Genomic DNA, 12830 nt, shown 5'->3' on the forward strand with positions numbered 1-12830 from the left:
CTCACGGCCTCTCGGTTGGCTGGGCAGGCTGGCATTGCTGGGTGGGGTCTGCGCCGGCGGGACGCACCAGCGGATCCGGCAGGAAGGTCACCGGGTCTCCCCCGTAGCCATCGAGCCCGACGGTCTCGACCGGCATCGCCGCCTCGGCCAGGGCCTGGACCTCCGCGCGAGTGGTCGGCGAGGGCCCGGGCAGGGTGGCACAGATGGCCTGCAGGATGCCCGCCTGCGGCAGGTCGTCCTTCTCGAGCTGCAGACGCAACAGTTCGAGGCTGGGCCGGTAGCGGCGCAACAGGTCGCGTCCCCGTTCAGGGTCACCGATCGCGGCGAACTCGAGGACCATCGGCAGGTGGTCAGGCAGCTCGCCGGCCAGGTCGACCAGCAGCCCGGAGTCGCGATAAACCTGCTTGAACTGGGCCAACACCTGCCCGCGCCGGCGGGTGTCACCGTCGGTCCAGTAGGACAGGTGCAGGGCATGCCGGCGTGAAATGTCGAACTCCTGCACATGCCATGACTGCGCCCCCGCCAACGGCATCGAGCGCAGATGGGACAGGGTCGGCGCGAACTGGGCCTCCGCCCCGGTGCCGACCAGCGCCTGCTCGAGCATGTCGAGACGTCCAAGCAGTTCCTCGTCCGGGTAGGTCAACAGCAGGGACGCCGCCTGGTACACCACGGCCACCGTCCTGTCGCCCACTTCCTTCTGCTGGGCCGACTCCTTCTGCGGGGCCGACGGTTCCGGTGACGCTTCAGCCCTCTTGGATCTCCCCCACATCAGCGGACTCCGGGCACTTCGTCGCCGGCCGGCGGCAGCGGCGGCGGGGCCTGGTCGGCCTCGGCTGCAGCCCGGCGTGCCTGCATCGACGCGAAGGTCTCGATCGCCACCGGAACCGGGGCACCAGAACCACTGCCGAAGGGCCCGTCGTCGGTCACCGACCCGTCGAAGTCGACCGAGCAGCCCATCTCCTCCAGGTTGTGGGCCATCTCGTAGTGCGCCTTGGGGATCACATAGCGCTCGTTGTACCTGGCGATGGCGACCAGGCGATAGAGCTGCTCCATCGCCTGCGGGGTCATCCCGACGGCTTCGGCGATGGTCGGGTCGCCCTTGCCACGCAGGGTCACCTCACGCATGTAGGAACGCATCGCCGCCAGCTTCTGCAGCACGTCGATCACCGGGGCGGGGTCACCGGCGGTGAACAGCTCGGCCAGGTAGTCCACCGGGATGCGCAGGGCATCGATCGCCCCGAACAGGTTCCCGGCCGCCTCGGCATCGTGCCCCTGCTCACGCAGCAGGTCAACGACCGGCGACAGCGGCGGGATGTACCAGACCATCGGCATGGTGCGGTACTCCGGGTGCAGCGGCAGCGCCACCCGGTAGTGCTTGATCAGCGCGTACACCGGCGAGCGCCTGGCGGCATCGAGCCAGTCCTCGGCGATGCCCTGGGCGCGGGCTGCGCGCAGCACTTCCGGGTCGTTCGGGTCCAGCATGACCTCCAGCTGGGCGGCGTAGAGGTCCTTGGGGTCCTTGGTCGCCGCCGCCTTCGTCACCCGATCGGCGTCGTAGAGGATGATGCCGATGTGGCGCAGGCGTCCGACACAGGTCTCGGAGCAAACGGTCGGGATGCCGGCCTCGATGCGTGGGTAGCAGAAGTGGCACTTCTCGGCCTTGCCGGAGCGGTGGTTGTAGTAGATCTTCTTGTACGGGCAGCCGGTGATGCACTGGCGCCAACCCCGGCAGGCGTCCTGGTCGACGAGCACGATGCCGTCCTCCTCGCGCTTGTAGATCGCGCCCGAGGGGCAGGCGGCCATGCACGACGGGTTCAGGCAGTGCTCGCAGATTCGGGGCAGGAAGAACATGAAGCTCTTCTCGTACTCGAACCGGATCCGCTCCTGGGACTCGGCGTGCAGCTTCTCGACGATCGGGTCGCGTTCCTCCCAGCCCGGGCCACCGCCCAGCGAGTCGTCCCAGTTGGCCGACTGCTCGATCGCCATGGTGCGTCCGGTGATCAGCGATTTGGGGCGTGCCACCGGGAAGTCATCCCCGAGCGGCGCATTGGTGAGCGTCTCGTAGTCATAGGTCCACGGCTCGTAGTAGTCGTCCATCTCCGGTTGCACCGGGGACGCGAAGATGGTCAGCAGCTTCTTCAGGCGTCCACCCGAGCGCAGCTTGATGCCCCCGGACGCCGTGCGGACCCAGCCGCCCTGCCACTTCTCCTGATCCTCGTACCGGCGCGGGTAGCCCTGGCCGGGTCGGGTCTCCACATTGTTGAACCAGACGTACTCGGTGCCGGTGCGGTTGGTCCATGCCTGCTTGCAGGTGACCGAACACGTGTGGCAACCGATGCACTTGTCGAGGTTCATCACCATCGCCACCTGGGCCATGACTCGCATCAGTACGTCACCTCCTGGGAGCGCTTGCGGATGGTCGAGATGATGTCGCGGTTGACGCCGGTGGGGCCGATGTAGTTGAACGCATAGGCCAGGTGGGCGTAGCCGCCGATCAGGTGGGTGGGCTTGAGCAGGATGCGGGTGACCGAGTTGTGGATGCCGCCGCGGCGTCCGGTGGCCTCGGACTTGGGGACGTCGATGGTGCGCTCCTGAGCGTGCTGAACATAGGCGACACCCGGTGGCAGCTTGTGGCTGACCACCGCGCGGGCCACGAAGACGCCGTTGGCGTTGGTGCACTCGACCCAGTCGTTGTCCTTCACGTCGATGGCCTCGGCGTCCTGCACCGAGAGCCAGGCCTGTGGGCCTCCGCGACCCAGCGAGAGCATGAACAGGTTGTCCTGGTACTCGGAGTGGATCGACCACTTGTTGTGGACGGTCAGGTAGCGCAGCGCAATCGACTTCTCACCGCGGGTGCCGATCTCGGGTTCGCCGTACATCCGGCCCATGTCCAGCGGGGGCCGGAAGATCGGCAACTGCTCACCGGCATCGATGAGCCAGTCGTGGTCGAGGAAGAAGTGCATGCGTCCACTGAGGGTGTGCCAGGGCTTCTTGCGCTCGGTGTTGATCGTGAACGCGGTGTAGCGGCGGCCGCCGGTCTCCGAACCGGACCACTCCGGGGAGGTGATCACCGGCTGCGGTGCCTGCTGGGTCTGGACGAAGGTGATCAGGCGTTCCTCCGAGCCCGCCGACAGGTCCGCCAGTTCGACGCCGGTGCGCTTCTCCAGGGTGTGGAAGCCCTGAGTGGCGAGCTCGCCGTTCGTCGTGCCGGAGAAGGCCAGGATCGCCTCGGCCATCCGTTCGTCGGTGTTGATCGCCGGACGGCCGGCAGCGGGACCGGAGTCGAAGACACCGTGCTTGCGTCCCAACAGGTCGACCACCTTGGTGACGTCGAAGGTGACGTTCTTGGTGGTGAAGCCGAGCCGGTCGGCCAGCGGCCCGACCGAGACCAGCTTGTCGGCGATCGCGGTGTAGTCGCGCTCGACGATCATCAGGTTCGGCATGTTGCGACCGGGGACGGCCGGGACGTCGGTGCCCTTCCAGTCCGGCACCACGCCGCCGGGCTGTGCCAGCTCCCCGGGGGTGTCGTGCTGGAATGGGACGGCCACGATGTCCTTGCGGACGCCCAGGTGCTTGCGGGCCAGGCGGCTGATCGCGGTCGCGAGCTCCTGGAAGGTGCGGAAGTCGCTGCGCGCCTCCCACGGCGGGTCGATCGCCGGGGTGAAGGCGTGCACATAGGGGTGCATGTCGGTGCTGGAGATGTCGTACTTCTCGTACCAGGTCGCGGCCGGGAGCACGATGTCGCTGAGCAGTGTGGAGGAGGTCATCCGGAAGTCGGAGGTGATCAGCAGGTCGAGCTTCCCCTCCGGCGCCTGCTCGTGGTACTTCACGTCGCGGGGCCGGTTGTCGGTGCCATGCCCGGTGGCCATCACGTTGTTGTGGGTGCCGAGCAGGTGCTTGAGGAAGTACTCCTCGCCCTTGGCGGAGCTACCGAACAGGTTCGAGCGCCACAGGATCATGGTGCGCGGCCAGTTCTGCGGGGCATCGACGTCCTCGATGGCGGAGTGCAGTTCCTCGTTCTTCAGCTTCTGCGCGACCCACTGGTTGACGTTCTCCGCCTCGCCGCGTTCGACGGCAGCCAGCGCCTCGTCGGCCAGGTCGAGCGGGTTCTGGTCGAACTGCGGGTAGAAGGGCATCCAGCCCAGGCGGTTGGCCAGCGCCATCGCGTCGGCGGCGTGCAGGCCGTCGAGCTTGCCCCGCGAGAGCGGGGAGGTGATGGCATCGGCGGAGAAGCCGTCATTGCGCCACTGGTCGGTGTGCATGTACCAGTAGCCGGTACCGATCATGGTCCGCGGGGGACGCGACCAGTCCAGCGCATTGGCCATGTTGAACCAGCCGGTGATCGGGCGGCACTTCTCCTGGCCGACGTAGTGCGCCCAGCCCCCACCATTGCGACCGATGCAGCCGGTCAGCATGAGCAGCGACATGATGGCGCGGTAGGTCGTGTCGGCGTGGTACCAGTGGCAGATGCCGGCGCCAATGATGATCATGGTCCGGCCCTCGGACTCCTCGGAGTTCTTCGCGAACTCCCGCGCGATGCGTAGGCAGGCCTGGGCGGGCACGGACGTGATCGACTCCTGCCAGGCCGGGGTGTAGGGGGTGTTGGCATCGTCATAGCCGGTGGGCCACTGCCCGGGCAGACCCTCGCGACCCACGCCGTACTGGGCCAGCATCAGGTCCAGAACGGTGCAGCAAGTCATCCCGTTGACTTCGATGGTCGGGACGCCGCGGCGGATGATCGAGCCCTCGCCGCGTGGGTCCTCGAAGCAGGGCAGGGAGATCTCGGCGACACCCCGGCCGGGGGCGTCCATCACCGAGAGCGCGGGCTTCAGGTCGCCCAACTCCAGGTTCCAGCGGCCCTCATCCTCGGCGTTGTGGCGGAAGCCCATCGAACCCTGCGGCACGGCGGTCTGGCCGGTGGCGGAATCCCAGACCACCGTCTTGAAGGCAGCGTCCGGCTGGTTGGCGTGTTCAGGCAGGTCGCTGGCGAGCACGAACTTGGACGCAGTGAGCCCGTGCCCCTGGGGGTGCTCCTCAAGCCTCACCAGCATGCTGAGGTCCGTGTTCTGGGTGACGTAGTCGCGGAAGAAGGGGACTTCGCGTTCGACGAAGTTCTCCTTGAGGATGACGTGCCCCATGGCCATCGCCAAGGCGCCATCGGTGCCGGCCTGGGCGGGCAGCCACTCGTCGGCGAACTTCACGTTGTCGGCATAGTCAGGGGCGACGGTGACGACCTTGGTGCCGCGGTAGCGGACCTCGGCCATCCAGTGGGCGTCGGGGGTCCGGGTGACCGGGACGTTGGAGCCCCACATCATCAGGTAGGTGGCATCCCACCAGTCGCCGGACTCGGGCACGTCGGTCTGGTCGCCGAAGACCTGCGGGCTGGCCACCGGGAGGTCGGCGTACCAGTCGTAGAAGGAGGTCATCGCCCCACCGAGCAGGTGGGTGAAGCGGGTGCCAATGGCGTGGGAGACCTGGCTCATCGCCGGGATCGGGGAGAAGGAGACGATCCGGTCGGGGCCGTAGTTCTTGATGGTGTTGACATAGCTGGCGGCGCAGAGCTCCATCGCCTCCTCCCAGCTGATCCGGACCAGGCCGCCCTTGCCGCGGGCCTGCTGGTAGCGGCGGCGCTTCTCCGGGTCGGTGGAGACCTCGCGGAAGGCCTCGACCGGGTCGCCCAGTCGCTGCCGGGCCTCGCGGTACATCTCGATCAACTCCGCGCGTCCGTACGGGTGCCGGACGCGGGTGGGCGAGTAGGTGTACCAGCTGAAAGCGGCGCCGCGGGGGCAGCCGCGGGGCTCGTACTCGGGACGGTCGGGCCCGACGCTCGGGTAGTCGGTCTGCTGGGCCTCCCAGGTGATGATCCCGTCCTTGACGTAGACCTTCCAGGAGCAGGAGCCTGTGCAGTTCACACCGTGGGTGGAGCGGACCACCTTGTCGTGGCTCCACCGGTCGCGGTAGAAGACGTCACCCTGCCGACCGCCTTCACGGAAGACCGCGCGCCCGTCAGCTGACTCCTCCCAGCGGGTGAAGAATCGTCCGAGGCCCAGAAGTGCATTGGCCGCTGCGCCATCCGTGCGTGCAAGGTCCGTCATGGCACCAATCAAATCATCGAATCCTCGCCTTCACTAGGATTTCGCCATGGAAAAACTCGGCGCGGTGATTGTTGCCGGCGGCGCTTCTCGGCGCATGGGAACGCCCAAGGCACGGCTGTTGCTGAATGGCGTCCCGCTGCTGCAGCTTGCGGTGGATGCCTGTGCGGAGTGCGCCGCGGTCGTGGTGGTTGCCCCCGACGCGTTCGCCGACCTGTTGACCCTCGACCCGAGGGTGAGCTTCACGCGGGAGGAACCCGCCGGTTCCGGGCCGGCGGCCGGCCTCGTTGCCGGCCTTCGAGCACTCCCATCGGACGCGGACGCGGTCCAGCTGCTCGCCTGCGACCTGCCCCGCGCCGCCGAACTGGTCGCGGCACTGTCAGCCACTGAGTGGCCCCCAGACGCCGACGCCCTGGTGCCGATTGACGCCGAGGGCTGGCCGCAATTCCTCTCAGCGCGCTATCGAGCCGACGCCCTGAGGTCGGCGGTGGCACCGTTCGGCGACGCCCGCGAGATCTCGATCCGGCGGCTGCTCGCGGGCGTCCGCCATGAGGCGGTGGAGCTGGACCCGGGGCTCCTGCTGGATGTCGATGACCCCGCTGCCGCGGCTGCGGCAGGGATCGACGTACCCCCGCCAGCCGGAAGAGGTCGCCCTGACAAGGAGTGATGTCTAGTTTGACGGCTGCTCGTCGCAGTCGGCACCCTCGGCGGGATAGGTGAGCACCCCGTCGTGGTTGACGGCGTCCGCACCCCACATACCCAGTTGGTGCTTGCGTGGCTTGCCGGTGGTGATGAGGTGCTCGACCTGCCAGCCGCGGGCGGTCAGGGTGTTGGAGACGAGCAGTCGGTGGCAGCGCCAGGGCATCGGTTCCCCGCACAGGATCGCGACGTGGTGGGTGCTGGCGAGTTCGGTCAGCTCGTCGATCCCCTGCTCGTAGTCGGCGGTCTGGGTGTAGTCGGCGTAGTTCTTGAAGCTGGCGTTCTGCCAGCCCGCGTTGAGGGTGGGGTCGACCTCGGGCTGGCGCCTGCGGCGTCCGGCCAGCAGGGGGAGCTGGACGTAGCCGATGCCGTCAACCTCCAGCCACTCCTGCATCTGGTCAGCGTTGAACTGGGGGCTGCGGCGCGAGCCGGGAAGAGCGCGCACGTCAGCGACCAGGTCAATCCCTGCATATTCGATGGTCTGTAGAAACTGTTCCGGCGGGCAGGTCCAGTGACCAATTGTCCAGATTGTTTTCGAAACATGTTCGTGTGGCATTTGGATCTCCTTGGGGCTCCCCTGTGGCGCATATTCTTGAGGGCATGTCCTCCGCCCCCATCCGCCGCCCTGTGCTCTCGGCGCCACGTTCCCGCGTGCTGGACGCCGTGGCCCGCCTGGGGGGCGGCCGGCGGCCAGTCCGACTCGAAGAAGTGGCCAATGACCTGGGGGGGGCACCCCAACAGCTCACGACAGCACCTGGACGCGCTCGCCGAAGCCGGACTGTTGGAAGTCGTCACCATCATGCACCGCGACACCGGACGCCCGCCGCGTGGCTACTCCTTGACCCGTCGCGGCCGGGCAACCCTCGGCGGCACCGGGGAGGACGCAAGCCGCGAACTGCTCGCAGCGGCGTCAAGTTTCTTCGGCGAGACCGAGGAGGGACCGGAGCAGGCTCGAAGGATGGGCGAGAAGTGGGGGGCGAGCCGGGCCCGAGCGGCGGCGGCGTCCGGGCACTCGGAGCCCGAGGAGGTGGTGACTGACGTCTTCACCGCGCTGGGCTTCGACCCGGGACGCCCGGGGAAAGGCCGGGTGCTGCTTCGCGCCTGCCCTCTGGCCGACCTGGCCCGGGCCAACCCGACCTTCATCTGCACCGCCCACGAAGGCATGGCCCGCGGCATGATGCGGGGACTGGGCGTCGACGGCGAGGTCCGACTCGAGCCCTTCGCCGACCCCAGTGGCTGCGTCCTGCACCTGCCGCGGGCCGCCGAACCGGGGGACGCTGGCAGGTCCCCGGGAGCGTCCTTGCCGGATGAAGCGAGGATCAACGACGAGCGAATCGCAGCTTCCACGCCTCCGGACCCTGCTCCAGGTAGCTGATCTCCACACCCTGGCCCCAGCGCTCCCCGATCTGGGCGAGCAGCGGCTTGGGGTCGTGGGGGGCGATCAGAGCCATGGCAGCACCGGGCTGGAGCTGGTCGATGGCACCGAGGATGGCGCCGTGACGGATCGCGTGCGGGATCTCGCGGGCGTCCAGGGTGGGCAGGTCGGCGTCGTGGCTGCAGCCACAGCCGCAGCCGGAGGTCGGGGCGGGGGTCAGGTTGAGTTCCATGCCCCGGAGTTTATACACACGCGGCTGTAGAAATATGTCCGGGAAGCGTATTCTGGGCTCGTGTGTGAGTACTGCGGCTGCCGTTCCATCGAGGTCATCGGACTTTTCTCCCGGGAGCACGACGACGTGCTGACCCGCTTGGGCAACTTCGGGCGGGCCTGTGACTCGGGCGATCTGGAGGCCGTGGGACGCACCGGCGTGGCGCTGGCCGAGATGCTCTGGCCGAACACCAAGGCCGAGGAGACCGGGCTCTTCCACGATGCTCTGATCAACGTCTGCGGTGACGTGTGGGAGCGGATCACTGCGCGCACCCGCGAATTCGACCATGCTGCTGGGGCGGCCCATTCCCACGACGACGAGGAAGACCATTCGCATGGACACGATCACGACCACGCCCACTGAGGAGCCTGTCGCATCCGAGCAGCGGGGCGTCGGCTCCGTCCTGATCGTGGGCGGCGGTGTCGCCGGCACCATGCTCGCCCGCGAGCTGCGCCAGCAGGACTACGCCGGGGAGATCACGCTCGTTTGCCCCGAGGGGATGCCGCATGACCGTCCGCCACTGACCAAGGACTACCTGGCCGGCCGTGCGCAGGACGCTGACGTCGCGCTCTGCGAGGACGGCTGGTACGAGGGCCACCACGTGCGTCTGGTCGCCGACCGCGTGACCGGGATCGAGCTGGGCGGTTCGCGTCCGACTGTGACACTCGGTTCCGGTGAGCAGCTGGACGCCGACCTGGTCGTGCTCGCGACTGGCCTTGTGCCGAGGCGTCCTGTTCCCGGGAGCGACCTGCCCGGGGTCTACACGATCCACACCCTGGCCGAGGCGCGCGAGGTGCGTGAACGGCTGGGCAAGGGCCACCGGCTGGTGGTGATCGGCGGCGGTCTGATCGGCGCGGAGGCGGCGGTGACCGCCTCCCGCGAGGCCGATGTCACCATGGTGAGCCGAACCGACGCCCCGCTCGATGGGGCCTTCGGGCCGACGATGGCGCGGTGGCTCCACGAGCATGTCGCAGCCGCTGGGGTCCGGACTCTCGTCGGCGACGTCGCCGGTATCGACGCCGCAGACGACGCCTTGGTCGTCCGGGTTGGGACTGACCCCGTTCCTGCGGACACCGTGCTGATCGCCCTGGGTTCTGAACCTGACCTCGAGCTCGCCCGTTCCGCCGGTCTGGACATCGACGTCCGGGTGGTGGTCGACGCCGGTCAGCGCACGTCGAATCCGCGTGTGCTGGCGGTGGGTGACCTGGCCGCTCCCCTCGGCGAACGGCACTGGCGCAGCGCCCTGGCCAGCGCGATGCGGGCCGCGTCCACCATTCTTGGCGAGCCCTTGCCGGACTCGCCGATCCCCTGGTTCTGGACTGATCGTGCCGACCTGCATGTTGAGGTGGTCGGCTCCATGGTCGGCGCCCGCGAGGTGGTGCGTGAGGGCGACGGACGCCCGGTGGCGGTCTTCGGGGTCGCTCGCTCCGGCGTCCTGATGGGGGCCGTGACCCTGGACAACCCGCGGCTGGCGCGGCAGGCGCGCAAGCTGATCGAGAGCGGGCGGAGCGTGCCTGACGGCGTGCTCGCCGACCCGACCCAGGACCTGCGCAAGCTCCCGGAGGTGGAGTCGATCGCGCCGGTGGACGAGGTGCGTCCTGTGGTCGAGGCTGCCGCGTCCCCCGGCGACGCGGAATGGCAGGACCTCTGGGGACGCGCCCTGGAGCAGGCCGGCGACGCAGTGATCGTCATCGACCGCGAGGGCTTGGTGCGCGGGTGGAACGAGAAGGCCGAGGACGTCTTCGGGCACAAGCGGGCCGATATCCTGGGGCACAACATTGAGGTGATCATCCCGCCGAAGCTGCGCTCGGCCCACGAGATGGGCTTCGGGGCGGCGATGGAAACCGGGCACCTGGCCAGTGATGGGCGCGCCCGGCTGACCAAGGGCATCCGCGGCGACGGCGGCTCGGTCTACGTCGAGATGACCTTCGCGGTGATCAACGGCGACGACGGCTCGGCGATCGGTTCGGTCGCGGTGGCCAGGCAGGTCCCCAAGCCGAGCCGCTGACCGACCCCGGTCTGGCCGCCGCCGAGGTGGGCGGGCAAGGAGGGGGCGCCGGTGGGAGGCGCGGCAGGGAGGAAAAGGCGGGGAGCGGCGGCCCCACCGGCGTCGGCTTCCGTATAGTCACCCTCGTGACCAAGGTTGTTTACCTCGCCTCGCCCGAGGGCCGTGTCGGGAAGTCCGTGATCGCGCTGGGCCTGATCGAGGCCCTCGCCAGCCAGGTGAAGTCCGTGGGCGTGTTCCGGCCCCTGGTCAAGACCCTGCGCCGTGACCAGGTGACCGAGACCCTGCTCGACCTGCCCGGCATGAAGCAGAGCTACGAAGAGGCCGTGGGCGTCAGCTACGGGGAGATGACTGCCGACCCCGACGAGGCGATGACGCTGATCGTCCAGAAGTTCGAGCAGATCCGTGACAAGTTCGACGCGATCGTGGTCGTCGGTTCGGACTACGCCGGGGTTTTCAGCCCCACCGAAATGCACTTCAATGCCCAGATCGCGGCCAACCTCAACGCTCCGGTGCTGCTGGTGGTCAGCGGCCACCGCCACGGTGCCGAGAACATCGAACGCTCGGCCTCCATCGCGATCAGCGAGTTCTCCGGCCAGCACACCAACGTGATGGGCGTCATCGCCAACCGCGTCGCCCCCCGCGACGTGAATCGAGTGCGGGAGGACCTGGCCAAGCTCGGCCCCGAGTACGTCACCGGCGCCATCCCGGAGAGCCGCGTCCTCTCTGCCCCGACCGTGCGCGCCCAGTTCGAGTCGACCCAGGCCGCCCTGTGGGTGGGCGACAACCGCCTGCTGGATCGCGAATCCCTCGGCGTCCTCGTCGCCGGCATGACCCTGCCCAATGTGCTGGACCGCCTCGAACCCGAGTTCACCCTGGTGGTGCCCTCCGACCGCCTCGACCTGCTCCCCGGTCTGGTGATGGCACACCGCTCGAGCTCCTTCCCCAACCTGGCCTCGATCATCCTGGTCGGCGGCTACCCGGTTCCCTCGGCGATCAACCGGCTGGTCTCCGGCCTGGACATCGACCTGCCCATCGGCTTCACCAGCACCGGCACCTTCACCACCGCCGAGAACCTCTTCGGCATGGAGGGCACCATGACCTCCAGCGCCCGCAAGATCGAGGTCGCCCGCCGCACCTTCGCCGACAATGTGGACGCCAAGGCCCTGCTCAGTGCCCTCGACGTGAAGCGCGCGGCCATCCGCACGCCGCTGATGTTCGAGTTCCAGCTGATGCACCAGGCTCGCAGCGACAAGAAGACCATCGTCCTGCCGGAGGCCTCCGACGACCGCATCCTGGAGTCGGCCAGCATCCTGGTCACCCGTGACGTGGCCAACCTGATCCTGCTGGGTGACGAGGGCGAGATCCGCCATCGCGCCCACCTGCTCGGCTTCGACCTGAGCGGAGTGCAGATCGTCAGCCCGCACAACCGCGTCCTCATCGAGAAGTTCGCCCGCGAGTACGCCCGACTGCGTGCCCACAAGGGCGTCACCATCGAGCAGGCCCGCGAGAAGCTGAAGGACCTGTCCTACTTCGCCACGATGATGGTCCACTTCGGCATGGCCGACGGCATGGTCTCCGGCGCGGTCAACACCACCGCCAACACCATCAAGCCCAGTCTGGAGTTCGTGAAGACCAAGCCCGGCGTCAAGGTGGTCAGCAGCTCCTTCCTGATGTGCATGCCCGACCGCGTCGTGGTCTACGGCGACTGCGCGGTCAACCCCGACCCCACCGCCGAGGAACTGGCCGACATCGCCATCGGCTCGGCCGAAACCGCCGAGGCCTTCGGCATTGAGCCCCGCGTCGCGATGCTCTCCTACTCGACCGGCACCTCAGGCTCGGGGGCCGACGTCGACAAGGTGCGCGCCGCCACCGAGCTGGTCAAGCAGCGCAGGCCCGAGCTCAAGGTGGAGGGCCCAATCCAGTTCGACGCCGCTGTCGACCCGACCGTGGGCAACAAGAAGATGCCCGGCTCGGAGGTTGCCGGCCAGGCGACGGTCTTCATCTTCCCCGACCTGAACACCGGCAACAACACCTACAAGGCGGTCCAGCGCACCTCCGGCGCGGTTGCGGTCGGCCCGGTGCTGCAGGGCCTGAACAAGCCGGTCAACGACCTCTCCCGCGGTGCGCTGGTCGACGACATCGTCAACACCGTCGCCATCACTGCCATCCAGGCGCAGATGGACGCCCAGCGTGCCGCGCTCCAGGCTTCTGCGTCGGGCGAACTCCAGGCCGGCAGCGACCAGCAGGCGTCCCAACCGGTGGCCGAGCTGGGCGACCTGGCCCGCCCCGATGATTCGCTGCCCGCTGAGGCCGTCACCGAGGTCCTCCCCGAACAGGAGTTCGGCGCCGGCCCGCGCCTCTCCTGACCGTCCCGTCCACACGCCA

The 12830-nt window shown here is 68.4% G+C and carries 10 protein-coding genes; 5 read left to right on the forward strand and 5 right to left on the reverse strand.

Going from position 1 to position 12830, the window contains the following annotated elements; all coding sequences use genetic code 11:
• Position 1: 1 nt before the first annotated feature.
• The 3 genes from narJ to M3G03_RS00160 are packed head-to-tail and all read right to left on the reverse strand — an operon-like array spanning position 2 to position 6095.
• Positions 2-769 carry a nitrate reductase molybdenum cofactor assembly chaperone gene (gene narJ / locus M3G03_RS00150; protein ID WP_259807194.1) on the reverse strand — a complete coding sequence of 256 codons (768 nt, stop codon included), beginning with the start codon at positions 767-769 and terminating at the stop codon, positions 2-4.
• Positions 769-2385, reverse strand: a complete 1617-nt coding sequence (gene narH, locus M3G03_RS00155) for a nitrate reductase subunit beta (protein ID WP_259807195.1) — start codon at positions 2383-2385, stop codon at positions 769-771. Before narH ends, narJ begins: the two co-directional genes overlap by 1 nt.
• Positions 2385-6095, reverse strand: a complete 3711-nt coding sequence (locus tag M3G03_RS00160; RefSeq protein ID WP_259807196.1) for a nitrate reductase subunit alpha — start codon at positions 6093-6095, stop codon at positions 2385-2387. Before M3G03_RS00160 ends, narH begins: the two co-directional genes overlap by 1 nt.
• Positions 6096-6141: 46 nt before the next feature.
• Between M3G03_RS00160 and M3G03_RS00165 the strand changes: the two genes are divergently transcribed.
• Positions 6142-6759, forward strand: coding sequence for a molybdenum cofactor guanylyltransferase (locus tag M3G03_RS00165; protein ID WP_259807197.1), 618 nt, complete (start codon positions 6142-6144; stop codon positions 6757-6759).
• A 3-nt stretch (positions 6760-6762) separates the two neighbouring features.
• On the opposite strand, the gene M3G03_RS00170 is transcribed toward M3G03_RS00165, so the two are convergent.
• Positions 6763-7347, reverse strand: coding sequence for a DUF488 family protein (locus tag M3G03_RS00170; protein WP_259807199.1), 585 nt, complete (start codon positions 7345-7347; stop codon positions 6763-6765).
• 159 nt (positions 7348-7506) lie between these two features.
• Here M3G03_RS00170 and M3G03_RS00175 point away from each other — a divergent pair, with 159 nt between their 5' ends.
• Positions 7507-8166, forward strand: coding sequence for a metalloregulator ArsR/SmtB family transcription factor (locus tag M3G03_RS00175; RefSeq protein WP_259807201.1), 660 nt, complete (start codon positions 7507-7509; stop codon positions 8164-8166).
• Here the strand turns inward: M3G03_RS00175 and M3G03_RS00180 are convergent.
• Complete coding sequence (locus tag M3G03_RS00180; protein ID WP_259807203.1) at positions 8111-8398, reverse strand: DUF2249 domain-containing protein; 288 nt, start codon at positions 8396-8398, stop codon at positions 8111-8113. The genes M3G03_RS00175 and M3G03_RS00180 overlap by 56 nt on opposite strands.
• Before the next feature lie 60 nt (positions 8399-8458).
• Here M3G03_RS00180 and M3G03_RS00185 point away from each other — a divergent pair, with 60 nt between their 5' ends.
• The 3 genes from M3G03_RS00185 to pta all read left to right on the forward strand — a co-directional run bounded on the left by M3G03_RS00185 (position 8459) and on the right by pta (position 12811).
• A complete protein-coding gene (locus M3G03_RS00185) occupies positions 8459-8800 on the forward strand; it encodes a hypothetical protein (RefSeq protein ID WP_259807205.1) in 342 nt (113 codons plus the stop codon).
• Positions 8772-10445: an FAD-dependent oxidoreductase gene (locus M3G03_RS00190; protein ID WP_259807206.1), complete on the forward strand. Its 1674-nt coding sequence runs from the start codon at positions 8772-8774 to the stop codon at positions 10443-10445. Before M3G03_RS00185 ends, M3G03_RS00190 begins: the two co-directional genes overlap by 29 nt.
• A gap of 125 nt (positions 10446-10570) precedes the next feature.
• Entirely contained in the window at positions 10571-12811 is a 2241-nt protein-coding gene (gene pta, locus M3G03_RS00195) for a phosphate acetyltransferase (protein WP_259807208.1), read from the forward strand.
• Positions 12812-12830: the final 19 nt, after the last annotated feature.

This window comes from Aestuariimicrobium sp. p3-SID1156 (genome assembly GCF_025144225.1).
GTDB lineage: Bacteria > Actinomycetota > Actinomycetes > Propionibacteriales > Propionibacteriaceae > Aestuariimicrobium.